Origin of the sequence: Helicobacter pylori NCTC 11637 = CCUG 17874 = ATCC 43504 = JCM 12093 (assembly GCF_900478295.1) — a bacterium.
Classification (GTDB): Bacteria; Campylobacterota; Campylobacteria; order Campylobacterales; family Helicobacteraceae; genus Helicobacter; species Helicobacter pylori.
The window spans coordinates 227,997-253,364 of record NZ_LS483488.1; the positions used below are offsets into that span (position 1 = coordinate 227,997).

At 40.0% G+C, this 25,368-nt stretch carries 24 protein-coding genes; 16 read left to right on the plus strand and 8 right to left on the minus strand.

The features are described 5' to 3' along the window. Position 1: 1 nt before the first annotated feature. The 4 genes from lpxE to DQL14_RS01120 all read right to left on the minus strand — a co-directional run bounded on the left by lpxE (position 2) and on the right by DQL14_RS01120 (position 6,694). Positions 2-535, minus strand: coding sequence for a lipid A 1-phosphatase LpxE (gene lpxE, locus DQL14_RS01090; RefSeq protein WP_231952923.1), 534 nt, complete (start codon positions 533-535; stop codon positions 2-4). 49 nt (positions 536-584) lie between these two features. Continuing rightward, positions 585-2,150, minus strand: a complete 1,566-nt coding sequence (gene eptA, locus DQL14_RS01095) for a phosphoethanolamine--lipid A transferase EptA (RefSeq protein ID WP_108169547.1) — start codon at positions 2,148-2,150, stop codon at positions 585-587. A gap of 606 nt (positions 2,151-2,756) precedes the next feature. Further along, entirely contained in the window at positions 2,757-4,832 is a 2,076-nt protein-coding gene (gene sabA, locus DQL14_RS01105) for a Hop family adhesin SabA/HopD (RefSeq protein ID WP_108169549.1), read from the minus strand. Positions 4,833-5,413: 581 nt separating this feature from the next. Further along, positions 5,414-6,694: a citrate synthase gene (locus DQL14_RS01120; protein WP_000117433.1), complete on the minus strand. Its 1,281-nt coding sequence runs from the start codon at positions 6,692-6,694 to the stop codon at positions 5,414-5,416. Between the two features lie 198 nt (positions 6,695-6,892). Between DQL14_RS01120 and icd the strand changes: the two genes are divergently transcribed. Next, entirely contained in the window at positions 6,893-8,170 is a 1,278-nt protein-coding gene (gene icd / locus DQL14_RS01125) for an isocitrate dehydrogenase (NADP(+)) (protein WP_000323961.1), read from the plus strand. Between the two features lie 71 nt (positions 8,171-8,241). Continuing rightward, positions 8,242-8,769: a DUF1523 family protein gene (locus tag DQL14_RS01130; RefSeq protein WP_162296841.1), complete on the plus strand. Its 528-nt coding sequence runs from the start codon at positions 8,242-8,244 to the stop codon at positions 8,767-8,769. On the opposite strand, the gene bioD is transcribed toward DQL14_RS01130, so the two are convergent. Together bioD and DQL14_RS01140 are read right to left on the minus strand one after the other, a co-directional pair. Next, positions 8,746-9,402 (minus strand): dethiobiotin synthase, encoded by a 657-nt coding sequence (gene bioD, locus DQL14_RS01135; RefSeq protein WP_108169552.1) that lies wholly within the window; start codon positions 9,400-9,402, stop codon positions 8,746-8,748. The two genes, DQL14_RS01130 and bioD, sit on opposite strands and share 24 nt — an antisense overlap. 3 nt (positions 9,403-9,405) lie before the next feature. Further along, the gene (locus DQL14_RS01140) at positions 9,406-11,130 is read right to left on the minus strand and encodes a hypothetical protein (protein WP_108169553.1); all 1,725 of its coding nucleotides are present in this window, start codon (positions 11,128-11,130) and stop codon (positions 9,406-9,408) included. 109 nt (positions 11,131-11,239) lie between these two features. Between DQL14_RS01140 and DQL14_RS01145 the strand changes: the two genes are divergently transcribed. From DQL14_RS01145 to DQL14_RS01210, 14 genes are all read left to right on the plus strand, one after another. Beyond that, positions 11,240-11,653, plus strand: a complete 414-nt coding sequence (locus DQL14_RS01145) for a universal stress protein (RefSeq protein ID WP_033587787.1) — start codon at positions 11,240-11,242, stop codon at positions 11,651-11,653. Between the two features lie 14 nt (positions 11,654-11,667). Then, entirely contained in the window at positions 11,668-11,943 is a 276-nt protein-coding gene (locus tag DQL14_RS01150) for an ATP-dependent Clp protease adaptor ClpS (RefSeq protein ID WP_000784903.1), read from the plus strand. Continuing rightward, positions 11,943-14,168 (plus strand): AAA family ATPase, encoded by a 2,226-nt coding sequence (locus tag DQL14_RS01155; protein ID WP_108169554.1) that lies wholly within the window; start codon positions 11,943-11,945, stop codon positions 14,166-14,168. Before DQL14_RS01150 ends, DQL14_RS01155 begins: the two co-directional genes overlap by 1 nt. Next, positions 14,158-14,511, plus strand: a complete 354-nt coding sequence (gene panD / locus DQL14_RS01160) for an aspartate 1-decarboxylase (RefSeq protein WP_000142226.1) — start codon at positions 14,158-14,160, stop codon at positions 14,509-14,511. The genes DQL14_RS01155 and panD overlap by 11 nt, the downstream gene beginning before the upstream one ends. Positions 14,512-14,513: 2 nt before the next feature. Then, positions 14,514-14,816 carry a YbaB/EbfC family nucleoid-associated protein gene (locus DQL14_RS01165; RefSeq protein WP_000347928.1) on the plus strand — a complete coding sequence of 101 codons (303 nt, stop codon included), beginning with the start codon at positions 14,514-14,516 and terminating at the stop codon, positions 14,814-14,816. After that, complete coding sequence (locus DQL14_RS01170) at positions 14,816-15,811, plus strand: PDZ domain-containing protein (protein WP_108169555.1); 996 nt, start codon at positions 14,816-14,818, stop codon at positions 15,809-15,811. The genes DQL14_RS01165 and DQL14_RS01170 overlap by 1 nt, the downstream gene beginning before the upstream one ends. A 7-nt stretch (positions 15,812-15,818) precedes the next feature. Continuing rightward, positions 15,819-16,874: a type IV secretion system protein gene (locus tag DQL14_RS01175; protein ID WP_108169556.1), complete on the plus strand. Its 1,056-nt coding sequence runs from the start codon at positions 15,819-15,821 to the stop codon at positions 16,872-16,874. Between the two features lie 15 nt (positions 16,875-16,889). Beyond that, positions 16,890-17,003, plus strand: coding sequence for a hypothetical protein (locus tag DQL14_RS01180; RefSeq protein ID WP_001217873.1), 114 nt, complete (start codon positions 16,890-16,892; stop codon positions 17,001-17,003). Further along, on the plus strand, positions 17,000-17,737 hold the full coding sequence (locus tag DQL14_RS01185; RefSeq protein WP_000660523.1) for a VirB8 family type IV secretion system protein: 738 nt from the start codon (positions 17,000-17,002) through the stop codon (positions 17,735-17,737). Before DQL14_RS01180 ends, DQL14_RS01185 begins: the two co-directional genes overlap by 4 nt. Then, positions 17,737-18,717, plus strand: a complete 981-nt coding sequence (locus DQL14_RS01190; protein ID WP_108169557.1) for a TrbG/VirB9 family P-type conjugative transfer protein — start codon at positions 17,737-17,739, stop codon at positions 18,715-18,717. Before DQL14_RS01185 ends, DQL14_RS01190 begins: the two co-directional genes overlap by 1 nt. Continuing rightward, positions 18,710-19,846, plus strand: coding sequence for a DNA type IV secretion system protein ComB10 (locus DQL14_RS01195; RefSeq protein WP_108169558.1), 1,137 nt, complete (start codon positions 18,710-18,712; stop codon positions 19,844-19,846). Before DQL14_RS01190 ends, DQL14_RS01195 begins: the two co-directional genes overlap by 8 nt. A 70-nt stretch (positions 19,847-19,916) precedes the next feature. Next, on the plus strand, positions 19,917-21,329 hold the full coding sequence (locus DQL14_RS01200; RefSeq protein WP_108169559.1) for a mannose-1-phosphate guanylyltransferase/mannose-6-phosphate isomerase: 1,413 nt from the start codon (positions 19,917-19,919) through the stop codon (positions 21,327-21,329). Positions 21,330-21,370: 41 nt separating this feature from the next. Next, complete coding sequence (gene gmd, locus DQL14_RS01205; protein ID WP_111735917.1) at positions 21,371-22,516, plus strand: GDP-mannose 4,6-dehydratase; 1,146 nt, start codon at positions 21,371-21,373, stop codon at positions 22,514-22,516. Continuing rightward, complete coding sequence (locus tag DQL14_RS01210) at positions 22,509-23,441, plus strand: GDP-L-fucose synthase family protein (protein WP_108169561.1); 933 nt, start codon at positions 22,509-22,511, stop codon at positions 23,439-23,441. Before gmd ends, DQL14_RS01210 begins: the two co-directional genes overlap by 8 nt. A gap of 350 nt (positions 23,442-23,791) precedes the next feature. On the opposite strand, the gene DQL14_RS08485 is transcribed toward DQL14_RS01210, so the two are convergent. Both DQL14_RS08485 and hypE read right to left on the minus strand, forming a co-directional pair. Then, positions 23,792-24,250 (minus strand): hypothetical protein, encoded by a 459-nt coding sequence (locus DQL14_RS08485; RefSeq protein WP_331837352.1) that lies wholly within the window; start codon positions 24,248-24,250, stop codon positions 23,792-23,794. A gap of 118 nt (positions 24,251-24,368) precedes the next feature. After that, on the minus strand, positions 24,369-25,367 hold the full coding sequence (hypE, locus tag DQL14_RS01235) for a hydrogenase expression/formation protein HypE (protein WP_108169563.1): 999 nt from the start codon (positions 25,365-25,367) through the stop codon (positions 24,369-24,371). Position 25,368: the final 1 nt, after the last annotated feature.

Genomic DNA, 25,368 nt, shown 5'->3' on the forward strand with positions numbered 1-25,368 from the left:
ATTAAGGCTTTTTGGGGCTTGTAAAAAGGCCTACGCACAACATTCCAACGCCAAGCCCAGCCAACACCGCGCCAATGGTGTGCATGTCTAAATAAATGCGAGCGAGCATGGTTAAGGGGACTAGGGGTAAGAGCCAAAAGTATTTTTTAAAAGAATAACGGCGCATTAAAAACGCCACCGCCAAACCCACCATAGACGAATGCCCGCTTGGCATGTTGAAATTACCCCCATAAGGGCGCTCGCCCAAACGCTGGTGATTGATCGTTACATGGTTTAAGGCTCTTTTGGTGGTGTGCGTGAGAAGGGTTGTAGCGATAGAAGCGTTAGCGACTTGAAAAAGCCCTACCGCATCTCTTTGAATCAAGGGGATCGCCACAGATAAAATCGTAGGGATAAAGCGCGCATAATGCTCGGTGAAATGAAACATTAAAGGCACGCTAGGCTGTTTAGGGACTTTAGGGAAAGGTGCAAAAATGCCTAATAAAATCAAGCCCAAACTGAGCGCTAACAAAGTTTTAGAAAAGCTTTTGGGCAGGCTTTCACAAAATTTTTGTTTAAATAAGAATTTTTTCATGCGTGTTATTTTACTCTTTTTTGTGTTTAAGCAGATCTAAAGAAGGGCGATAAACAGCGCTAGGGTTTTTAAAATCTTCAAACACCCCTAAAACGCTATGGAAAATCACATTTTGATTAATGGGGGTTTGGGTTTGGATAATGGAATGCTTCTCTTTAAAAAGATCGTTAGCATAAACGATAAAGGGGATCTCGTATTGTTCTTTGGGGGCGATGCTTTTAGGAATGCCATGCAAATAGAACGCCTCTTCGCCCAAACTTTCGCCATGATCGCTCAAATAGATCATTAAGGCGGGCTGCTTGGCTTTTTTGAGCATGCTAATGATTTTGTCTAACAGATAGTCGTTGTAAAAAATGGTGTTGTCATAGGCGTTAATCAAGCTTTCTTTGGAGCAAGAAGACAGATCAGCGCTTGAGCAATAGGGCTTAAACACCCTAAAATTTAAAGGCACTTTGTTGTCGTAGTTTGGGCCATGCGAGCCTGCAAGGTGTAAGATGAGCAAGACATTTTCATTAGAGTGTTCTTTTAAAAGGTCAGGCAAATTATAGAGTAAGGATTCATCATAAGGAGCGATCGCTTCACAATTGGGGCATTTTTGAATCAATTCATAGTTTTTAAGATAGCTTGTAACCTTAACGTTCTTTTCGCCGTCATTCGCGCTATACCAAAAGACTTTGATACCGGCTTTAGTCAAGTAAGTCGGCAAATTTTCATAAGCGTTGTTTTTAAAAGAAGAATCTAAAATGCATTCCAAACTCGCTGTCGTGTAAGTGGCGCAAGAAGTGGCGTTGAAAAGAGTGAGTTCATTATCGGCTAATCGTTTGCTTAATCTTGGGGTGGTGGGTTTTTGATAGCCATAAAGGGCGTAATTATGCTTCCTAGCGCTTTCGCCAATGACTAGCACCACAAACGAATGGGAATGATTGGGCGAAAAAAGAGGGAGCGGCTTGATAGTGGGGGCGAAAAATTTAAGAGCGCTCACTCTAAAAGCGTTCACGCTATAAGCGAAGGGCAAAATTAAGCCCCCTATGAATTTCGCATGCTTGTCAAACCACAGCCAATTTTTAGCGTTAGCTAAAGCGCTAGCGATAAAGATAAACACTAACGCCAAGATCGCTAAAAAGGGCGCTTTTTTAGAAGAATTTTTAAGGGGGATTTTATAGATAATATAGCCAGGCAACACCCCAAAAACAACGATAAAAATGAATAACTTAACGCTCAAAAAGCCTAAAAGCTCATGCGTATTGGTGTTTAAGACATTACCCATCATGCTCTTATTTAAAAACACCTTATAAGTGCTAATGAAATAGAAAGCGATGGAATTGAGCCAACTAAAAACAATCGCGCTTAGGCGCATCAAATGAATAGAGATCAAACCTAATCCCAAAAAAAGAGCGCCATTCACGCAAAAAAGCACCACAACCATCATGGCTATAAAACTAACCTGGTTGCTTTCTTTATAGACATAAGCGAACAAAGGGAAATGGTATAAAACGCCAAAAATAAGGCTATAAAGCAAACCGGCTTGCAGACAACTCAGGGGTTTTAAAAACTTCAGATGGAATAATGATGCCAAACACGCCCCTTAAAATCAATCAATCTTAGGATTATATCGTAGGTATGGGGATTTTATGGTTTATTTTAAGACCAGAGAAGCGCTTTTTAAGGGTGGCTTGCATTTAAGGGCTTTAAAGTGCGTTTGTTGTAGGATTTCATCACGCCCCATAGTCGCAATATGGGGCAAATCCAAATAAGGAGCATGCCATGAAGCGTAAAAGTGGCAAACGCTCTTGGAAACTATTATACCTTGAAATTTCTTTTTCTTGGTTTAAGGTAGTGGTTTCAATGAAACGCTAATTTCTAAGAGCGTTCCCTAAGCCTAAAAACTTAGGGGTTTCCTTATGTGAAGCGGGTTTGTCCTTGACTTTGGGGCGTTTTTTGGTTAGTGGAGCGCGCGAACGCTAAAGATGTTTGGGGTTTCTTGCTTGGGTGGTTTAAAATGATCGCTTGAATAACGCTAATTTTTATTTAGATTGTAAAAAACGCCTTTGAGTATTTTTTGTGATTAACGCTTGAAGTCAAAAAACTTTGTTTGGTGGAAAAGATTAAAAAGAGTTAAAAGAAAAGTCAGTTAAAAGGGTTAAACCCCCTAAAAAGAGGGTTTAAAAAGGGGTTTAAGCTTTTAGTAAGCAAACACATAGTTGAGATACACGCTATAAAGCCTTCTGTATTGCAAGGTAGTGCCTAGCAAAGAATAGTAATTCGTGTTGATCGTGGGGATCTTCACGCCTAATTCCATGCCATGTTGCGCGCTATGATCAGCGCCTCTTCTCTTATTTCTAGCGAGATTGGTCCTTAAGCCTAGATTGAATAAGAACTGGAAGTTAGAGGTGTTGATTTTAGCTTTGTAGTAATTATTCACATTCGCTAAATTCACATACTGGGAATTAAGCCATGAAGTCCCGGCTAGTTGGATACCGCCAAACGCGCCAAAAGAAATTTTATTGTTTTTAGTGGCTTTATCGTTGATGAAATTCACTAACAAATCGCTCCCCACGCCATAAGTCCAAACATCAGAATCGGAGTTGAAAAATTGGGATTTATTATAGGTGTGGTTGTAATCCACAAAGCCGTAGTATCTCGCGCCCCATCGTTTGTTTTTCCCAAAGAATTGCTTATAGCCCACTTGAAAGCCGATCCCATTCATCGCGCCGTTATTGGTGGTAGAAGCAGCGATTAGCCCGGCGCGTCTGAAAGGGTTGCTACCGAGTTCTTGAGTCCTAGATTGCACTTGAGAATGGATGTTGGAGTCAATGTAGTAGTTATCCTGTATGCCTTGCGGGCTGTTAGGGTTAGTCTTTTTGCTCACCACATTTTGTAAAGATTGCGCGTCAGGCAAGCTAGAGATCGCTGCTGTGATGCTGTCATAATGTTCGCCTAGCTTTTTATACTGACCGCTGAAATTCGCTAAAGTGTAGGCGAGGTTTCGCGCGTTATGGATTTGCTCGGCTTGGTCGCCAAAATGAGCGATGCTGTTTTTTAGATTCGTTACGGTCTCTCCCACATACGCGCAACCGGCTCCCCAAGTGTTAGAAGTAACCGTGCCAGATGGCGTGCCACGGAGATTGCCGTCGCTACCCTTTTCATGGCATACTCCTAAAGAGTCTTTCACGAACGCTGCAGGGATTCTTTCAAAATCCTTCACCACTGCTTGAGCGCGGTTTAAAATCTCCGCTTGCGCTCTAGCGTTAGCGAACATGCTTTGGGCGAAGTTGGCGTCTTTATAGGGGTTGAATGCTTTCCCAGTGTCTAGGTTGTGCTGGTTTTGCGCGTTGGCGGCAACGATTTTGGATTGCTCTACGGCTATTTCAGCGTTTTTGATCATGTCTTGAATCGCGCTGATTTCATTTTTAAAAATCCCGCACGCGCTCCCATCGCCTTTCAAATATATTCCTTCCCATAAACTACCACTACTCGCACCACCTGCACCACCATTATTGATCCATGGGCATGCGCTATTAAGGGTAGTTATAATGGTGCTAGCCTGTTCTAAAAGAACTTGAGCGTTATTTTTTGTAACAATTTCTTCTCCATTATTATTCGTATTCGTGTTTCCATTACTTTTATTGATTGTAAATTTGAGTTCTGTGTTGGTGTCGCTTAAAGCAGGAATATCTTGCCCGCTTGCTCCAAAAGCCTTTTGGATGATTTGATAGGCTTTATTGATTTTCGCGTAATTTTCAGTGGACATAATACTATATGGTCCTGGTTCATAATTAGTAGTGCCACAAGTAATGGTAGTCCCTCCCCATTGATTTGTTGGTGTGTTTTCAAAGGTTTGAACGCCCCCATTTTTGCTGCTGTCTTTGCCAGGGCCACAAGGACTGATCGCATAGCTCATGACTTGCCACAACCCCGCTGCAGCATTGAGCGCTAAAAGCACCGCTTGATAGGCTGGGGAGTTGGTTTTATCATTGATTAAATTCTTCGCGCTCGCGTTCAAATTAGTCCTTGCGTTATTGATAGCGTTCGGATCGGCGGACTGCCTGATGAGAGTGTTTAGGGCGCTATAATTCGTTAAAAGATTGTTCAATCTTTCATAACTATCTGAAAGATCTTGAATGCCTTTAGTGTTTTTCACCATTTGAGCGGATTCGCCGATTTGATAGCCCGCACTCACAAAAAAGCCGTTGTCTTCAGCGCTTAAAGCGGAAACTAAAAGCGAACCTAGGGTTAATGACAGAAATTTTTTATTCATGTTTTCTCCTTTTATTACTTGAAATAAGATTGATTTTATCCGTCAAATCTTGCAGAAGTGTGTCTTTAAGTAAGACCATAGCGCAAGCTTTCGTTAATATAGTATAAATTCATGGGATTTTGATATTAATCAGGCGTTTTTGCCCTTTCAAAAAAAAAAAAAAAAAAAAAAAAGGTTTTTGTGGTATTTCTAAACAAATATTAAACCAATAAAGGTCATTTTAAAAGAAATGAGGTTGTTTGAATGGAGGTAGTGATAAAAAAAGGGGTTTTTAACTTTGATTGTTTGGTTGCTTTAGATTTGTTGTAAAAATGATTTTTTCTTTAGATTTGTTGTAAATTTTGTTGTAAAAAGGATTTTCTTAAATTGTAAAAAGGATTTTCTTAAATTTTCTTAAGAGAGGCGTTTTGCAACCATTTTCCCCAAAAACTCAAGGGTTTGCTTGTAAAAGTGGGGTTATCCTTGAGTTTTGGTTGCATGCGGTTAAATTATCGCTCGCTTGGTGCGAAGACGCTTTGCTCTTTTAAACAAGCTTTGAAGCGTTTCTTAAAGCTTAACCAACGCTCTATTCAAACAAAGCCTTAATCCCCTACATAGACTTGTCTTGGGCGCGTGATCCTGGCTTGCGGGCTTTTGACATGCTCTAAAAGCTGAGCGCACCAGCCTACGGTTCTGCCAATGACAAACACCGGCGTGAAAAAACGCACTGGGATTTTTAAAGCCCTTAAAATCGTGCCGGAGTAGAAATCCACATTAGGGTAGAGATTCCTTTCAATGAAATACTCGTCTTTTAGCGCGATTTCTTCCACTTTCGCAGCGATTTCGCTCAACCTCTCGTCCATTTTAACGCCTTTTTGGTGCAGTTCGTCTTTCAAGCCTTTTAAGATTTTGGCGCGCGGATCGTAGCTCTTATACACCCTATGCCCAAAGCCCATGAGTTTGAAATTGTCGTTTTTGTCTTTCACTCGCGCGATGTATTTATCCACATTTTTCACATCGCCGATTTCTTCTAATTGTAAAAGCACTTTTTCATTCGCTCCGCCATGCAAATGCCCCCATAAAGCGCTAATGCCTGCGCTAATGGCTGCATAAGGATGCACACCGGTGCTAGCGACATTCCTTACCGTGGTAGAAGAGGCGTTTTGGCTGTGGTCAGCGTGCAAGGTTAGGATTTTATCAAAGGCTTCCACTTCTAGGGGCGTGATTTCTACTTCGCCTTGAGTGGTGTGTTTTAAACGGCTGTAAGGATACCCTCTCAGCATGAAAAGGATATTTTCCACATAAGAGCGTGCGATATCTGGATAAATAATGGGTGCTCCCACTTCATTGCGATAGCAAATAGCTGCAAGCGTGGGGATTTTAGCGACGATCCTTCTGGCCATCGTTTGGTAATCTTCTTCAGTGTGCATGTTTTGGTGCGTGGAATAAAGGGTGGATAAAATAGACACGCCGCTAGAGAGTTTCGCCATAGGGTGGGCGTTACTAGGGAAAGCTGAAAACATGTTTAACAAGCTCTCATGCACAAAGCTTCTGTGGCGCAATTCCAATTCAAATTCCAAGCTTTCTTCTTGATTTTTGGGTAACTCCCCTGTGAGGAGCAATTTGCACACATCTACATATTTGTATTTGGCGACTAAATCTTCTATTCTATGCCCTCTGTAATACAATTCGCCTTTTTTGCCATTGACATAGCTGATCTTAGATTGGCACCCAGCGGTAGAAGAATACCCTGGATCGTAAGAAAAAAACCCGGTCGTTTCAAAAAGCTTGGAAAAATCCACCGCTTTAGGCCCACGGGTGGATTCAATCGTTTCAAATTCATAGCGTTCATTATTTTCATTATTGATTAAAGTAACAGACATTTGACTTCCTTAAGTTTTTAGAATGATAGCACCCCATTATAAGCCAAAAAATTAAATGATTTCTTTTTAAAAACATTGCGTTTTTTCAAGTTATTTCCAACCGCTACTTTTAAACACGCATTCAAAAAAAGATTTTTAGGGGTTATATAGTATTTTTGCGCTAGTATAGTTACTTAAATTTTATAAAAAGGATAAGAGATGGCTTACAACCCTAAAATTTTACAAAAGCCTAAAGAGGGCGAAGAAATTACGATTAAAGACAACAAATTGCATGTGCCAAACCACCCCATTATCCCTTTCATTGAGGGCGATGGCATTGGATCAGATATTACCCCAGCGATGATTAAAGTCGTGGATAGTGCGGTTCAAAAAGCGTATAAGGGCGAGAAAAAAATCGCATGGTATGAGGTGTTTGTGGGCGAAAAATGCTATCAAAAATTTAAAGATCACAAGGAATTAAGCCCAGAAGAGCAATGGCTGTTACCGGACACTATTGAAGCGATTAACCATTATAAAGTTTCCATTAAAGGGCCTTTGACCACGCCTATTGGTGAGGGGTTTAGATCTTTGAATGTAGCGTTACGCCAAAAAATGGATCTGTATGTGTGCTTGAGACCGGTAAGGTGGTATGGGAGTCCAAGCCCGGTTAAAGAACCACAAAAAGTGGATATGGTGATTTTTAGAGAAAATTCTGAAGACATTTATGCGGGCATTGAATGGCAAGAAGGCAGCGCGGAAGCGAAAAAACTCATCCATTTTTTACAAAATGAACTAAAGGTTAAAAAGATCCGCTTCCCTGAAAGCAGTGGCATAGGGGTAAAACCCATTAGCAAAGAAGGCACAGAGAGGCTGGTGAAAAAAGCGATTGAATACGCTATTGATAACGACAAGCCAAGCGTAACTTTTGTGCATAAAGGCAATATCATGAAATACACCGAAGGGGCGTTCATGAAATGGGGCTATGCGCTCGCTCAAAAAGAATTTAACGCTCAAGTCATTGATAAAGGCCCATGGTGTTCTTTGAAAAACCCTAAAACCGGTAAAGAAATCATCATTAAAGACATGATCGCTGACGCGTTTTTGCAACAAATTCTCTTACGCCCTAGCGAATACAGCGTCATTGCGACCATGAATTTGAACGGGGATTATATCTCTGATGCATTAGCGGCGATGGTGGGGGGCATTGGTATCGCTCCTGGGGCTAATCTCAACGACACAGTGGGCATGTTTGAAGCCACCCATGGCACCGCTCCTAAATACGCTGGGCTGGATAAAGTCAATCCGGGGTCTATTATTTTGAGCGCGGAAATGATGTTAAGGCATATGGGTTGGGTGGAAGCGGCTGATTTGATCGTCTCTGCTATGGAAAAAGCGATTAAAAGCAAGAAAGTAACTTACGATTTCGCTCGTTTAATGGATGGGGCTAAAGAAGTGAAATGCTCTGAATTTGCTAGCGTGATGATTGAAAACATGTGAAAGAGCGTTTTTTAAGCTTTTAAATGGTGTTTGAATGCGAAAAAAGGCTAATACTATCATAAGGAATGAAGTTGATAAAATTTGTGCGTAATGTGGTTTTGTTCATTTTAACGGCGATCTTTTTAGTGCTCATGCTCTTAGTGAGCTATTGCATGCCCCATTATAGCGCGGCTGTCATTAGCGGGGTGGAAGTCAAAAGAATGAATGAAAATGAAAACACGCCCAATAATAAGGAAGTAAAAACCCTTGCTAGAGATGTCTATTTTGTGCAAACTTACGACCCTAAGGATCAAAAAAGCGTAACCGTTTATCGTAACGAAGACACGCGCTTTAGCTTCCCTTTTTATTTTAAGTTTAATTCGGCTGATATTTCAGCTCTCGCTCAAAGTTTAATCAATCAGCAAGTGGAAGTGAAATACTATGGTTGGCGGATCAATTTGTTTAACATGTTCCCTAATGTGATTTTTTTAAAGCCCTTAAAAGAGAGCGCTGACATTTCAAAGCCCATTTTTAGCTGGATTTTATACGCTTTGCTGTTAATGGGCTTTTTTATCAGCGCGCGTTCTGTCTGCACTTTATTTAAGAGCAAAGCTCATTAATTCTTTCAGGCTTTGTTGGAAAATCACAATGGGGTTATTGGAGCGTGTATTAAAAAGCTCAATATAGGGCAAACTGATGCTGTGAAAAGCGGTGTTATTTTCCCTCAAATTGATAGCGATTTTATAGTCTAGTTGGTGGGATTTCAATAAAAAATCATTCAGCAAACAATCATTAATCAAGCCCAAATTGTCATGGCTAATCAAAAGCATTTTGGCTTTTAATTTTAGGGCCAAATTTAGCATGTTTTCTTCTACAGTGATAGGCACGCATAGCCCCCCAGCCCCTTCAACGATGACTAAATCGTAAGTTTTGGTGAAATTTTGGAGGCGTTGGATTAAATGATTTATATCAATGGGGGCGTTTGGATCTTCTTCTTGTTGGGCGATGAGGGGGGCTGAAGCTTTAGCGTAACGATAGAATGAAATGTCTTTTAAGGTTAAAGAGCGATCTAAAAGGCGGTTATCTTGCAAGAACAGATGCGTGTCGCTAAAGGGGCTGGTTGCATCATTGACGCCTGTTTCAATGGGTTTTAATAGAATCGTTCTGACGCCACAAGCGTTGCAATATTGGGCTAATAGCCTAGCGCATGTGGTTTTTCCGGCATTCGTGTTAGTCGCACTGATAAAGAGCATGGTTTAACTTTTAAATTGGTAAGCGCCCTCAAAGATTTGAGCGGTCAATACATTTTTGATTTGTGGCAACTTCACATTCTTTAGCGCTTCTCTTGGGACTTCAATAACCAACTCATCAAACGCTTGGTCGCTTAAAGGGTTATCAATATCAAAAATGAAACTTAAGATATTGTGGAGCGAATTATACGAAACCTTGTCAATCAACGCATAAGTTAGCCTAACGCCCTCTGCTTGCTCAATAGCGGTAACGATGCTTTTAGATAGTCTAGGGCTGATGTTGTTAAGTTGTGTCGCTAAATCTGTCGGTGAAATAAAGCAATAACCCGCATCGGTGTCTGTGGTGTTAGCAAGCACTTTAGCAATCAATGTCCTACTCACTTTCTTACCTTGTCGCATAGCTTTGACAAGGTTATTGACTTTAATGTTGTGGTTGTAGCTTTGTCTAAAGCTTTTACTCATAGCGCATTTTCGTTGTTCTCTTGTTTTAGTTGCTTGTTGCTCCCAATTTTCTATCTCATCAACATTGAACGACTTTGGATACCCATACGCACGAAGCCTACTTTGTGTCCTTTTAATAAATCCTTTAATTTCATTTTCAAATGTGTCTGTAAGGTTGCCAATAATGTGGGGCATATAAGTCGCTTTTATTTGTGTCTTAACAATGTCTTTAAAAGCTATACCATAATTGTTTTTTTCAGGGTTTCTCTCAAAGAATGTATAGACTTTGTTTTTTAGTCTTGTGAGAGAGTGTGGTAATTCTTTAGGGACAGAGAATGTGATGTCAGTGAATTTAGCCTCTACCTTACCAAATCTCTTTGGTGTAGCATTCACCAATTCCACATAGTATCTGTCTTTGTTGTTATAAACACTATTTTGGCAATAGCAAATCGCCGCTTGATTGAATTGTCTCGCCCATAATAACAAATGATTTCTTAAATAAAATGTGCTACTAGGTTCATTGACAAACACAAAAAAGCTAGTCTCTTTATCAGGGATAAGGTCGTCCTCGAGATTGTCTTTCCAATAACCGATTACTTGAATATAACCTAAAAAGTGTCGCTTACTATCCAATAGTGATTTTAGCTGTTGTGTCCTTTTCATATTGTCTTTTTGAGTGTAGCGGTATTTTTTAACAAATTTATCGCTAGACATAAAGTCTTTCATTGTGGCTTCACTTTTAGGGTTTAAGAATTTACTAACAAAAGACTTACCTAGTGCTGTGGATAGTTTGAGAGCGATAGTCCTATACTCTCTCAAAAAGGCGTCAGCAAGATAGGAAGCGTCTATGGGGTTAGGGTCGTCATTCCAATTTTTAGCTACTTTGTCTAATTGAGATGCCTTATAACCGCTCTTATACGCTTCTATCAATAATTCTCGTTCCTTTTCAGTAAAGTCTTTTTCAAAGGCAGGTTTAAAAGGTCTAAACGCCGAGATAGTCCCAAAAGGTAGTCCGCTTTTGATTTTATTGACAATGCTATTAAGATTAGCGCTCTCAATTGTAGAGCCTTTAATAGTCTCTGTGTTTTGTTCTCTTTTAAGTCGTGAGAGTTCCTCACCAAACGCATCTAGTGCCGCTCTTAAAGATAAGTTATCTTTTATCTTTACTTTAGGTTTATTTTGTCTAGCTAATTTCCTGTCCGCTAACGCCTTATCAATAGATGCTGTCAAAGAAGTGTGTCTTTGTCGTGGCTCATCAACAAATTCTAAAAAGTCGTAATTCAATAGCATTTTGTGTCCTTTTCTTTAAGCGAGATTGTAGCGCTTTATCTTTGAGCTTTCAGCGGGTCATTAGGGTTTATTTGGTATAATACCAAAACTCCATTTAAGGTTGGTTCTTATGAATATTTTATTTGGGATTAGCGACACGCAAGAATGTTATAACGCTATTAAATTCGCTGTCAAATTAGCCCATTCGCTTAAAGAGGTCCGTTTCACTCTATTGCATGTGAGCATGGAAGTGTTTATTTATAGCGAAAGCGGGATGATGGATTATGGCCAGACAGAAGCCTTAGAAGAAGAAAAAGCTAATGCTTTGTTGAAGCAATTTGAAGACGCTTTCAAAAAAGAAAACATAGAGTGCGAGAGCGTTCTAAAAAGCGGCGATTTGATTGATGTGGTCTTGGATATGGCGAAGGATTATGATTTGTTATTGATTGGGGCGAGCGAATCTAATTTGTTGTATCGTTTGTTCATTTCGCACCAAAATAGCTTGGTTGAACAATCTAGTATCCCTGTTGTGATCGCCAAATAGCATGAATAAGCGACATGAAAATGTATAACATACCCACCCCAACCATGGCGCAAGTGATCATGGTTGATGACCCCATTACGACAGCGGAATTCGTGATCTCTGCTTTGAGGGATTTTTTTGACAAGTCTTTAGAAGAGGCCAAAGCCCTCACATCAAGCATCCATCGTGATGGCTGTGGGGTTTGTGGCGTCTATCCTTATGATATTGCCAGGCATAGGGCAGCATGGGTTAGGGATAAAGCCAGAGAGCTAGATCTCCCTTTAAAATTATTGGTAGAAGAGATAAAATAATGGCTAAATTCAATCAAGATCTCAATGAAGTCCTGAACCAAGCTTTAAATTTAGCCCTGGATCTTAACCACGCCCTTTGCACCACAGAGCATGTGCTACTAGTCATTTTAGAGCATGAGAGCGGGGAAAAGATTATTGGCGCTTTAGAAAGAGATGACTATGATAAATTAAAACAAATCCTTAAAGACTATTTGTTGCAATACGTGCCTTTAAAGAGCGATCCAGCCAAAATGCCTGCTAGGAGTTTTGTGCTATTAAGAATGCTTAAAAGAATGTATGCGAGTGGTTTTGAGAGCGTGGGCGTGGAAGAATTGCTTATTTTAATGCTGGATCACCCCGATTGTTACGCTTCAAAACTCATGGATAGTTTTGGCATCGCTCGTTTGTATTCTAATCCTGCTTTATTGGATTTGGATAACCATGGTATTCCTAATGACATTAATGATAATGAAGAAGCGCCCAAAAACACTCCCCTAAAAAAATACGCTAAAAATTTGAGCGCTTTAGCCCAAGACAACGCTTTAGATCCAGTCATTGGCAGAGAAGAAGAGATTTTAAGAGTGATAGAAATTTTAGGGCGCAGAAAAAAGAATAACCCGCTTTTAATTGGCGAAGCGGGCGTAGGGAAAACCTCCATCGCTGAAGCTTTAGCTTTAAAAATCGCTCAAAAAGAAGTGCCGGAGTTTTTGCAAGAATATGAAGTCTATTCTTTGGATTTAGCCTTAATGGTGGCTGGGGCAAAATACAGAGGGGATTTTGAAAAACGCTTGAAAAAAACGCTCAAAGAAATCCAACAAAACGGCCGTATCATTTTATTCATTGATGAAATCCACACCCTTTTAGGCGCAGGGAGCAGTAACGCTGGGAGCTTGGATGCGGCGAATATATTAAAACCGGTTTTAACGGATGGGAGCTTGAAATGTTTAGGAGCGACCACTTTTGAAGAATACCGCAGCGTGTTTGAAAAAGACAAGGCTTTCAACAGGCGTTTTTCAGTCATAAAAGTTGAAGAGCCTTCTAAAGAGGCGTGTTACTTGATTTTAAAAAAGATCGCTCCCCTTTATGAAGAACACCACCAGGTGCGTTATGATGAGAGCGTGTTTAAGGCATGCGTGGATCTAACGAGTGATTACATGCATGATAAATTCTTGCCGGATAAAGCGATTGAATTATTAGATGAGGTGGGATCGAGGAAAAAAATCAGCCCTAAAAAGGGCAAAAAAATCGGCGTTGATGATGTGAAAGAAACACTCGCTTTAAAGCTTAAAATCCCTAAAATGCGTTTGAGCAGCGACAAAAAAGCCCTTTTAAGGAACTTGGAAAAATCGCTTAAAAATAAGATTTTTGCCCAAGCAGAAGCGATCAATCTTGTCAGCAATGCGATTAAAATCCAGCATTGCGGGCTTTCTGCAAAAAATAAGCCTGTGGGGAGCTTTTTATTCGTGGGGCCTAGTGGGGTGGGGAAAACAGAATTGGCTAAAGAATTGGCCTTGAATTTGAATTTGCATTTTGAACGCTTTGACATGAGCGAATACAAAGAAGCCCATAGCGTGGCAAAACTCATCGGGAGTCCTAGCGGTTATGTGGGGTTTGAGCAAGGGGGGCTGTTGGTGAATGCGATTAAAAAACACCCGCATTGTTTGCTGCTTTTAGATGAAATAGAAAAAGCCCATTCTAATGTGTATGATTTGTTGTTGCAAGTGATGGATAACGCCACTTTGAGCGATAATTTAGGCAATCAGGCGAGTTTTAAGCATGTGATACTGATTATGACTTCAAATGTGGGGAGTAAGGATAAGGATGCGCTAGGGTTTTTTAGCGCTAAAAATACCAAGTATGATAAAGCCGTTAAAGAGCTTTTGACCCCTGAATTACGATCTAGGATTGATGCGATCGTGCCGTTTAACGCGCTCAGTTTGGAGGATTTTGAACGCATTGTTTCTGTGGAATTAGACAAATTAAAAGCCCTAGCGCTAGAGCAAGACATAGCCTTAAAATTCCATAAAGAAGTTTTGAAATCCATCGCGCAAAAAAGCTACCAAACGACTTTAGGAGCGAGAGAAATTAAAAAAATCATTCACAATGAGATCAAAACCCCATTAAGCGATCTACTGCTCTTGCAATCGTTTAAAAAACCTTGTAAGATCGCTTGCTTGCTAGAAAAAAACCAATTGGTTTTAAAAGAAATCAAGCGTGCACAAAAGGTGAAAGAAAATGACTTTTGAAATGCTTTATAGTAAAATCCATAGGGCCACTATCACAGACGCTAATCTCAATTACATAGGCTCGATCACCATAGATGAGGATTTAGCCAAGTTCGCTAAGCTTAGAGAGGGCATGAAGGTAGAAATCGTGGATGTTAATAATGGCGAACGCTTCAGCACCTATGTGATTTTAGGGAAAAAAAGGGGCGAAATTTGCGTCAATGGCGCAGCGGCCAGAAAGGTGGCCATAGGCGATGTGGTGATCATTTTAGCTTATGCGAGCATGAATGAAGATGAAATCAATGCGCACAAGCCATGCATCGTGCTAGTGGATGAAAAAAACGAAATTTTAGAAAAGGGTTAGAGATGGATTTTAGTCAATTGGGCGGGTTAAGCGGGTTGTTAGACGGCATGAAAAAAGAGTTTTCCCAACTAGAAGAAAAGAATAAAGACACGATCCACACTTCCAAAAGCGGTGGGGGAATGGTGAGCGTGAGTTTTAATGGGGTGGGGGAGTTAGTGGATTTGCAAATTGATGACAGCCTGTTAGAAGATAAAGAAGCGATGCAAATCTATTTGATGAGCGCTTTGAATGACGGGTATAAAGCCGTAGAAGAAAACCGAAAAAATTTAGCCTTTAACATGCTAGGGAATTTTGCTAAATTGTGATGCTTCACAAAGCCTTTATCGTTCTATGGTTTTTTTTGAATGGCTTAGGGGCTTATGATTTCAAGCATTGTCAGGCTTTTTTTAAAAAAGCGAGCCTTCAAAAAGGGGGCGTGGCTTTAAAAGAATTGCCTAAGGGCGTGTATTTGTATTATTCCAAAACCTACCCTAAACACGCCAGAGTCATCAAATCCGATCCTTTTGTAGGGCTGTATTTGTTGCAAAGCGCGCCAAGCGAGTATGTTTATACATTAAGGGAATTAGACAAAGACGCCCTTATAAGGCCTATGGCTAGCATAGGGGATAAAGAAGCCCTAGAAGCACGATTATTAGTGGGGCAAAAAGGCTATGACCGCTACGCTCAAATTTCGCAAAAGATCCAAAAAAATGGCGTTATCAGCAATATTTGTTATCAAATGTTAGGGCTAGGGGTAGGGGGGAATGGCTTTATAGAAACGAAATTTATCAAGCGCTTTTTAAACCAGCAAGAGCCTTATTATGGGGATATTGGGGTGCGTTTAAAAGAAGATAATAAGCGTTTAGTGGTAGCGCAATTTGATCCCTTTTTCCCTAAAAACCCTTTTTTAAAAAACGATGAAATCCTAGCGATCAACCATCAAAAGATCCACTCATTAGCGGAGTTTGAATGGGTGGTGAGCAATCTTAAATACCAAAGCCTTGCAAAAGTGGGAATCAAACGAAACCATAAAATCAAAGAAGTAACGCTCAAAGTCAATAAGCGTTATGGGGGGTTTTTACTCAAAGACACTTTTTTAGAGCGCTACGGCATCGCTTTAGATGAGCGTTTTATCATCACTAAAATAGGCAGTCATTTACCCAAAGGCTTGGATTTTTTAAGGCTTGGGGATAGGATTTTATGGGTAAATCGTAAAAATGTGGCGTCCAACCCAAAGGCTTTAAGAGAAGTGTTAAGCGCGCCTAAAATTGAATTATTAGTCTTGCGTAAAGGCTTTGAATTTTACATTAAAGTCCGTTGAAGTATTGATGAAAAATGACGCTTATGAAATTATCCTTTCTTGGTTTATCACGCCTCTCACGGCGATTTTAGGGCGTTTCGCTGAATTTTTTCTCTACACTTTGCATGCGCAATTGGTGTTTAATAGCGTGGTCGCTTTGGCGTTCATGCTCTTTGCTTATAGGAGCTTGAAAGAACAGAATTTCTTCAGCGCTAGCGTGCTAACAGAAGCGTTATTATTTGTGGGGTTTTTTGTGCTTTTTAACTACGCTTTAAAAAATCCCATGCGTTTTTATGAATTTTTCCAAAACGCTATTTTTATTGCGCCTAACATGATCGCGCAAAGCCTCTCTCAAAGCTTGAGTAACTTTTCTAACCACGCGCTTTCTTTAGATTTTATCTTTAATCATGGTTTTTATGCCCTTAGCTTTATCAGCGATTTGAGCCATAATGAAATGTCCGTGTGGCTTTTTTTAAGCATCTTGCAAGCGCTTTTTTTGAGCGTGCTGTTTGCGATCATCATTTTAGTGTATTTGGAAGTGCATGTGTGGTGCTCTTTAGGGGTGCTGTTTTTAGCGTTTGGGTTTTTTAAAACCTGGAGGAGCGTTGTGGTTATATGCCTAAAAAAATGCTTCGCTCTTGGATTTTACAAGCCTCTTTTGTTGTTGGTGGGGTTTTTGAATGTGTCGGTTACTAAGGCTTTAATAGACGCTCATATGCAAGAAAAACAAGATTTAAGCCTTTTATTGGTGGTAGCGTTATTTTTGTGTTGCGTTTTTATCATAGGCGTGCCTTTTTTCATCAACGCTTTGTTTAGGGTGCAAAACAGCCTTAAAGAAACTTACAAACTCGCCACCAATTTGAGCGCTAACCTCAGCCAAAACGCTTTCAATTCCTTACAATATATCACGACCTCGCCCGCTCCCTCTAGCGTTTCTACTTCTACAAGCGGTAGCGTCTCTAAAGAAAAAGAAACGCATTCCCCCACTTTTAAGGTAGAAACCACTCAATTAGATGTAAAAATCCCAAATTTCAAGCAAAAAAAGGTTAAAAAGGATACAATAAATACAAAAAATGAAATTTAAATAAATAGGAATTTAATGAGAATTTTTTTTGTTATTATGGGACTTGTGTTTTTTGGTTGCACCAGTAAGGTGCATGAGATGAAAAAAAGCCCTTGCACATTGTATGAAAACAGGTTAAATCTCGCATGAAAGAAAAGCCTTTCAATAGCGAGCAATTGATCTATTTAGAAGAGCTTTTAAGCCACCAAGAAAAGCATTTAGAAAACAAGCTTTCTGGTTTTTCGGTGAATGATTTGGACATGCAAAGCGTGTTTCGGTTGGAGAGAAACCGATTGAAAATCGCTTACAAGCTCTTAGGCTTGATGAGTTTTATCGCTCTTGTTTTAGCGATCGTGTTAATCAGTGTTCTACCCTTACAAAAAACCGAACACCATTTCGTGGATTTTTTAAACCAGGACAAGCATTACGCCATTATCCAAAGAGCGGATAAAAGCATTTCCAGTAATGAAGCGTTGGCTCGTTCGCTCATTGGGGCGTATGTGTTAAACCGAGAGAGCATTAACCGCATTGACGATAAATCGCGCTATGAATTGGTGCGCTTGCAAAGCAGTTCTAAAGTGTGGCAACGCTTTGAAGATTTGATTAAAACCCAAAACAGCATTTATGCGCAAAGCCATTTAGAAAGAGAAGTCCATATCGTCAATATTGCGATCTATCAGCAAGACAATAACCCCATTGCGAGCGTGTCTATTGCGGCTAAACTCATGAACGAAAACAAGCTGGTGTATGAAAAGCGTTATAAAATCGTATTGAGCTATTTGTTTGACACCCCGGATTTTGATTACGCTTCCATGCCTAAAAACCCTACCGGCTTTAAAATCACCCGCTACAGCATCACTGAAATCACTAATAGGGGCGATTGATGCGTAAGGTTTTATACGCTCTCATGGGCCTTTTGTTGGCTTTTAGCGCTTTAAAAGCCGATGATTTTTTAGAAGAAGCTAACGAAACAGCCCCAGCGCATTTAAACCACCCCATGCAGGATTTAAACGCCATTCAAGGGAGCTTTTTTGATAAAAACCGCTCCAAAATGTCCAACACCTTGAACATTGATTACTTTCAAGGGCAAACTTATAAAATCCGCTTGCGTTATGCGATGGCGACCTTATTGTTTTTTTCAAAACCCATTAGCGATTTTGTTTTAGGGGATAAGGTGGGCTTTGATGCGAAAATCTTAGAAAGTAACGATCGTATTTTGCTCATCAAACCCCTACAAATTGGCGTGGATTCCAATATCAGCGTGATTGATAATGAAGGTAAGATTTTTTCTTTCTATGTGTTTTCTACCACTTTCACCAGCTCCAAACACCCTAATTTACAGGTTTTCATAGAGGATAAAAACTATTATTCCAACGCTTTTATGAAGCCGCAAAATAAAGAAAATACCCTTGAAAATACCCTTGAAAATACCCCCACAAACAACAAACCCTTAAAAGAAGAAAAAGAAGAAACCAAAGAAAAAGAAGAAGAGACTATAATTATTGGCGATAACACTAACGCCATGAAAATCGTTAAAAAAGACATTCAAAAAGGTTATAGGGCTTTAAAAAGCTCTCAAAGGAAATGGTATTGTTTAGGGATTTGTTCTAAAAAATCCAAGCTCTCTTTGATGCCTAAAGAAATTTTTAACGACAAGCAATTCACTTATTTCAAATTTGACAAAAAATTAGCGCTCTCTAAATTCCCGGTGATTTATAAAGTCGTTGATGGCTATGATAACCCGGTGAATACTAGGATTGTGGGCGATTACATTATCGCTGAAGACGTTTCGGCTAAATGGACTTTAAGGTTGGGCAAGGACTATTTGTGTATCCGTTTTGTCAAAAAGGGTAAAGATGAATAAGTGGCTTAAGGGGGTGATTGTTTTTGTAGGGGGTTTTGCAACGATTACAACCATTTCTTTAGTCTATCATCAAAAGCCAAAAGCCCCCTTAAATAACCAGCCTAGCCTTTTAAATGACGATGAGGTGAAATACCCCTTACAAGACTACACTTTCACTCAAAACCCACAGCCAACTAACACAGAAAGCTCCAAAGACGCCACCATCAAAGCCTTACAAGAACAGCTCAAAGCCGCTTTAAAAGCCCTAAACTCCAAAGAAATGAACCATTCTAAAGAAGAAACTTTTAAGAGCCCTCCCATGGATTTAAAAACAAACACAACCCCCCTAAAAAAAGACTTTTCTTCAAAGCAATGGGATTTATTAGCCGCTCGCATCACCCCTTTCAAACAAAGCCCTAAAAATTACGAAGAAAACCTGATTTTCCCCATGGATAACCCTAATGGCATTGATGGTTTCACTAACCTTAAAGAAAAAGACATCGCCACTAATGAAAACAAGCTTTTACGCACCATTACAGCCGATAAAATGATACCCGCCTTTTTGATCACGCCTATTTCTAGCCAGATCGCTGGTAAAGTCATCGCGCAAGTGGAGAGCGATATTTTCGCTCACATGGGCAAGGCCGTCTTAATCCCCAAAGGCTCTAAAGTCATAGGCTATTACAGCAACAACAACAAAATGGGCGAATACCGCTTGGATATTGTATGGAGCCGCATCATCACTCCCCATGGCATCAATATCATGCTCACTAACGCTAAAGGGGCGGACATTAAAGGCTATAACGGCTTGGTGGGGGAATTGATTGAAAGGAATTTCCAGCGCTATGGCGTGCCGTTACTGCTTTCTACTCTCACTAACGGCTTGTTGATTGGGATCACTTCGGCTTTAAACAACAGGGGCAATAAAGAAGGAGCCACCAATTTCTTTGGGGATTACCTCTTAATGCAATTGATGAGGCAAAGCGGCATGGGGATCAATCAAGTGGTCAATCAAATTTTAAGAGACAAGAGCAAGATCGCTCCTATTGTGGTGATTAGAGAGGGAAGTAGGGTTTTCATTTCGCCCAATACTGACATCTTTTTCCCTATACCCAGAGAGAATGAAGTCATCGCTGAGTTTTTGAAGTGACTCAAAAAATGCCCAATTAAAAACGCTATAATAACCCTAAAAAACAAAAGAGAGCCTGACAAGAAAACGCATGAAAATTAAAAATATCTTACTGAGTGGGGGGAGCGGGAAACGCCTATGGCCTTTAAGCCGTAGCCTATACCCTAAGCAATTTTTAAAGCTTTTTGACCATAAAAGCTTGTTTGAATTGAGTTTTAAAAGAAACGCTTCCCTAGTAGATGAAACGCTCATTGTGTGCAATGAAAAGCATTATTTTTTAGCCCTAGAAGAAATAGAAAGCGAAATCAAAAACAAAAGCGTGGGTTTTTTATTAGAGAGCTTGAGTAAAAACACCGCTAACGCCATCGCTTTGAGCGCCTTAATGAGTGAGAGGGAAGATTTACTCATCGTTACGCCAAGCGATCATTTGATTAAAGACTTTCAAGCGTATGAAAATGCGATAAAAAAAGCGATTAATTTAGCCCAAAAAGGCTTTTTAGTCACTTTTGGGATCAATATTGAAAAGCCCAACACGGAGTTTGGGTATATTGAAAGCCCTAATGGTTTAGATGTGAAGCGATTCATTGAAAAGCCAAGCCTAGAAAAAGCGATAGAGTTTCAAAAAAGCGGGGGTTTTTATTTCAATAGCGGCATGTTTGTTTTCCAAGCGGGCGTTTTTTTAGACGAACTAAAAAAGCATGCCCCTACTATTTTAAAGGGGTGCGAAAGAGCGTTTGAATCTTTAGAAAACGCGTATTTTTTTGAAAAAAAGATCGCTCGTTTGAGCGAAAAGAGCATGCAAGATTTAGAAGATGTGAGCGTGGATATAGCCTTAATGCAACAAAGCCACAAAATCAAAATGGTAGGATTAAACGCCAAATGGAGCGATTTAGGGAATTTTAACGCTCTTTTTGAAGAGGTGGCTAACGAGCCTAAAGAAAATGTCAGCCTGAATCAAACGCCTATTTTTGCCAAAGAAAGCGCAAATAATTTAGTGTTTTCTCATAAAGTGAGCGCTCTTTTAGGCGTTGAGAATTTAGCCATTATTGACACTAAAGACGCTCTTTTAATCGCTCATAAAGATAAGGCTAAGGATTTAAAAGCTTTGGTGAGCGAGATAGAAATGCACAACCAGGAATTGTTGCAAACGCACACTAAAGTGTATCGCCCTTGGGGGAGCTATGAAGTCTTGCATGAGAGCGGGTGTTACAAGGTTAAGATTTTGGAAGTCAAACCAAACGCTAGGCTTTCTTTACAAAAGCATTTCCACAGGAGCGAACACTGGGTGGTGATTAGCGGGATGGCGAGCGTGGAGTTGGATCATAAAATGTTTGAATTGCAAGCTAATGAGTCCACTTATATCCCTAAAAACACCCTACACCGCCTGGCTAATTACGGCAAAATCCCTTTAATCATCATAGAAGTTCAAGTGGGCGAGTATGTCGGCGAAGACGATATTGTGCGCATTGATGATGATTTTAACAGACAAAATCAAAACGCCTAATAAAGGAAATTTAATAAATAAAATTCAATAAAGGAACAATAATGAAAGAAAAAATCGCTTTGATCACCGGGGTTACCGGGCAAGACGGGAGCTATCTGGCTGAATACTTGCTCAATTTAGGTTATGAAGTGCATGGGTTAAAAAGGTGCTCTTCTAGCATCAACACTTCTAGGATCGATCATCTGTATGAAGATTTGCATAGCGATCATAAAAGGCGTTTTTTCTTGCACTATGGGGATATGACCGATAGCTCTAACCTCATCCATTTGATCGCTACCACTAAGCCCACAGAGATTTATAATTTAGCCGCTCAAAGCCATGTGAAAGTCTCTTTTGAAACCCCAGAATACACCGCTAACGCTGATGGTATTGGCACGCTAAGGATTTTAGAAGCCATGCGGATTTTAGGCTTAGAAAAGAAAACACGATTCTATCAAGCCAGCACGAGCGAATTGTATGGCGAAGTCTTAGAAACCCCGCAAAATGAAAACACCCCCTTTAACCCACGAAGCCCCTATGCGGTCGCTAAAATGTATGCCTTTTACATCACTAAAAATTACAGAGAGGCTTATAATTTGTTTGCGGTTAATGGCATTCTTTTTAACCATGAGAGCAGGGTAAGGGGCGAAACTTTTGTCACTCGTAAAATCACACGAGCCGCTAGCGCGATAGCGTATAACTTAACGGATTGCTTGTATTTAGGGAATTTAGACGCTAAAAGAGATTGGGGGCATGCCAAAGATTATGTGAAAATGATGCATTTAATGCTCCAAGCGCCCATCCCACAAGATTATGTGATCGCTACAGGAAAGACCACAAGCGTGCGCGATTTTGTGAAAATGAGCTTTGGATTTATCGGTATTGATCTAGAATTTCAAAATACAGGGATTAAAGAAATCGGTTTGATTAAAAGCGTTGATAAAAAAAGAGCGGACGCTTTAAAATTAAACTTAAGCCATTTAAAAACGAGCCAAATCGTGGTGCGCATAGACGAACGCTATTTCAGGCCTACCGAAGTGGATTTGCTTTTAGGCGATCCCACTAAGGCAGAAAAAGAGCTAGGCTGGGTTAGGGAATACGATTTAAAAGAGTTGGTTAAGGACATGTTAGAATACGATTTAAAAGAATGCCAGAAAAACCTTTACTTGCAAGATGGGGGTTATATTTTAAGGAATTTTTATGAATGAGATTATTTTAATCACCGGCGCCTATGGCATGGTGGGGCAGAACACGGCGTTGTATTTTAAAAAAAATAAGCCTGATGTTACTCTACTCACCCCTAAAAAGAGCGAATTGTGTTTGTTGGATAAAGACAATGTTCAAGCTTATTTGAAAGAATACAAGCCTACAGGCATTATCCATTGCGCTGGGAGAGTGGGGGGCATTGTCGCTAACATGAACGATCTTTCAACTTACATGGTTGAGAATTTATTAATGGGCTTGTACCTCTTTTCTAGCGCTTTAGATTCGGGCGTGAAAAAAGCCATTAATCTAGCGAGCTCTTGCGCCTATCCTAAATTCGCCCCCAACCCTTTAAAAGAGAGCGATTTGTTGAACGGCTCTTTAGAGCCAACGAACGAAGGCTACGCTTTAGCCAAACTCTCTGTGATGAAGTATTGCGAGTATGTGAGCGCTGAAAAGGGCGTTTTTTATAAAACATTAGTGCCTTGCAACCTTTATGGCGAGTTTGACAAATTTGAAGAAAAAATAGCGCACATGATACCCGGGCTTATTGCTAGGATGCACACCGCTAAATTAAAAAATGAAAAAGAGTTTGTGATGTGGGGCGATGGCACGGCCAGGAGAGAGTATCTAAACGCTAAAGATTTAGCCAGGTTCATCGCCCTAGCTTATGACAATATCGCTTCAATCCCTAGCGTGATGAATGTCGGCTCTGGTGTGGATTACAGCATTGAAGAGTATTACGAAAAAGTCGCTCAGGTTTTAGACTATAAGGGCGTGCTTGTGAAAGATTTATCCAAACCAGTGGGCATGCAGCAAAAGCTTATGGATATTTCCAAACAAAAGGCTTTAAAATGGGAATTAGAAATCCCTTTAGAGCAGGGCATCAAAGAAGCTTATGAGTATTATTTGAAGCTTTTAGAGGTTTGAAATAAAATCAAGGCTTTTATAGAGCTATAAAAACGCTTTGCTATTAAGCGTTGGACTAGCGATTTTACGATATTGTGATTATCAATTCGCTTCAAACAAGCTTGAGCCATTAATGGGGGTTTGGTCGCTTTACTCTCAATCTCAAACGCTTTCAAAAAGCAAGGCGTGTTAACGCTTTAATTTTTCATAAAGAGCTAGGGGGTGGGGGAAAGTGGGGGCTTTTTTTATGAGATTAACCACCGCTTGCTTTGCATGAAAAATAAACTCCCAAAGGGCTATGACAATAATTTCTAAATTGTATTGTCTGTTTTAGATTGTTAGTTTGTTTTTATTTTGTAGAAATCATGACATCATTTTCTAGCAAATGTAAAATTCCAAGTCCCTTTATCGGTCTTAACGCTAATTTCTTTGACATACCGACAAAACGATGGAAGAATGCGAAACTCATAACTATTGCCAAATCCTAGTTTTCTATCAATCCTACTGATTCCACCACAATCCCCACGATTGATCTTTGTGCTCAATATAGTGATACTATCAACATTTGAAATGATGCTTATCCAATAAGGATTGTATCCAAAAGTCATTCTAAGATCTATTGGTGGTTTTTTTGGCAGTTTTTCATCAAACGCTTCTTTTATCTTTTCCTTTATCTTTTCTTTTTTTATTGTCTCTTCTTCTTTTATCTTTTTTTTAATTCCCTTCTCTTTTATCTTTTTTTTTGCGTAATCACTCTTACACCCAGAAAAAAACACAGCAAACCCAAAAATGACTGCTAATATCAAGCCCGCTTTTTTATAACCCGCCACTAACACCCTCTTATTGCAAGTTTTCTTTCAAATAGCTTGAGTATAGTAGACTTAGCTTAGGTGATCTCTAAAAAAATTAGAGATCAAGGGCGGTAGGGTTTTAAAAAGCGCTTTAGCTTTAACAAATCCTAGGCAATAATTCGCCTTCTGGCACCTCTAAAATCCTTTCAAAACCCCATGCGTTCTTTAAAACCACGCTAGGATAAGGGTTTTCAAACACTCCGCCAATCACGCAAGCGTTGTTAGCTTTTTCGTTACTTTTTAAAATTTCTAAGGCTTTAGGGGCGTCTTTTTGATTGAGCGCTAAAACAAACACCCCCTCATTGGCTAGCGTGTAGGGTTCTAGCCCTAAAATCTCGCAAATCCCTTTCGTTTCTTCTTTTAAGGGGATTTTTTCTTCTTCTATAACGATTTTCACTCTAGAGCTGTTCGCCCATTCGTTCAGCACGCTCGCTAACCCGCCCCTAGTCGCATCTCTTAAAGCATCAATTTTGAGATCGCTTAAAAATAGGGGTTTTAATAAGGGATAGAGCAGTTGGCAATCGCTTTCTAGATTCGTTTTAAGTTTGATTTCATGACGCATCGCAAACAAGCTTGCCCCATGATTGGCGATAGTGTCGCTTAGGATAATGGCTTGGCCTTGTTTTAAATGGCGCGAAGAAATCCCTGGCTTGATGATTTTACCAATACAGGTTGTGTTGATAAAAAGCTTATCCACGCTCCCCTTTGGCACGACTTTAGTGTCTAGGGAGAGGAGTTTCAGGTTGGCTTTAAACAATTCTTTTTGTATGGATTGTAAAATTTGTTTTAAAAGAGAAATTTCTAAGCCTTCTTCTAAAATAAAACCCATATTCAAATACAAAGGTTCGCCCCCTTGCACGCTCACATCATTCGCACTCCCGCAAACGCAAAGCTTGCCTATATCGCCCCCATTAAAAATCAAGGGCGTGATGACAAAACTATCCGTGCTCACGCAATATTCCCCACTAGCTTTAAATGTGGGGGCGTCTTCATCAAACGCAACGATAAATTCTTTTAAATAAGGCATAAAGACTCGCTCAATCAAAGCGTTTGTTTCTTTCCCCCCGTTCCCGCATGCTAGAGTTACGCTATCCATT

Coding starts and splice junctions, on each gene's coding strand:
- sabA (WP_108169549.1), bottom strand. CDS start 4,832: ATGAATAAAAAATTTCTGTCATTAACCCTAGGTTCGCTTTTAGTTTCC.
- DQL14_RS01120 (WP_000117433.1), bottom strand. CDS start 6,694: ATGTCTGTTACTTTAATCAATAATGAAAATAATGAACGCTATGAATTT.
- icd (WP_000323961.1), top strand. CDS start 6,893: ATGGCTTACAACCCTAAAATTTTACAAAAGCCTAAAGAGGGCGAAGAA.
- bioD (WP_108169552.1), bottom strand. CDS start 9,402: ATGCTCTTTATCAGTGCGACTAACACGAATGCCGGAAAAACCACATGC.
- DQL14_RS01140 (WP_108169553.1), bottom strand. CDS start 11,130: ATGCTATTGAATTACGACTTTTTAGAATTTGTTGATGAGCCACGACAA.
- DQL14_RS01145 (WP_033587787.1), top strand. CDS start 11,240: ATGAATATTTTATTTGGGATTAGCGACACGCAAGAATGTTATAACGCT.
- DQL14_RS01150 (WP_000784903.1), top strand. CDS start 11,668: ATGAAAATGTATAACATACCCACCCCAACCATGGCGCAAGTGATCATG.
- DQL14_RS01155 (WP_108169554.1), top strand. CDS start 11,943: ATGGCTAAATTCAATCAAGATCTCAATGAAGTCCTGAACCAAGCTTTA.
- panD (WP_000142226.1), top strand. CDS start 14,158: ATGACTTTTGAAATGCTTTATAGTAAAATCCATAGGGCCACTATCACA.
- DQL14_RS01165 (WP_000347928.1), top strand. CDS start 14,514: ATGGATTTTAGTCAATTGGGCGGGTTAAGCGGGTTGTTAGACGGCATG.
- DQL14_RS01170 (WP_108169555.1), top strand. CDS start 14,816: ATGCTTCACAAAGCCTTTATCGTTCTATGGTTTTTTTTGAATGGCTTA.
- DQL14_RS01175 (WP_108169556.1), top strand. CDS start 15,819: ATGAAAAATGACGCTTATGAAATTATCCTTTCTTGGTTTATCACGCCT.
- DQL14_RS01180 (WP_001217873.1), top strand. CDS start 16,890: ATGAGAATTTTTTTTGTTATTATGGGACTTGTGTTTTTTGGTTGCACC.
- DQL14_RS01185 (WP_000660523.1), top strand. CDS start 17,000: ATGAAAGAAAAGCCTTTCAATAGCGAGCAATTGATCTATTTAGAAGAG.
- DQL14_RS01190 (WP_108169557.1), top strand. CDS start 17,737: ATGCGTAAGGTTTTATACGCTCTCATGGGCCTTTTGTTGGCTTTTAGC.
- DQL14_RS01195 (WP_108169558.1), top strand. CDS start 18,710: ATGAATAAGTGGCTTAAGGGGGTGATTGTTTTTGTAGGGGGTTTTGCA.
- DQL14_RS01200 (WP_108169559.1), top strand. CDS start 19,917: ATGAAAATTAAAAATATCTTACTGAGTGGGGGGAGCGGGAAACGCCTA.
- gmd (WP_111735917.1), top strand. CDS start 21,371: ATGAAAGAAAAAATCGCTTTGATCACCGGGGTTACCGGGCAAGACGGG.
- DQL14_RS01210 (WP_108169561.1), top strand. CDS start 22,509: ATGAATGAGATTATTTTAATCACCGGCGCCTATGGCATGGTGGGGCAG.
- hypE (WP_108169563.1), bottom strand. CDS start 25,367: ATGGATAGCGTAACTCTAGCATGCGGGAACGGGGGGAAAGAAACAAAC.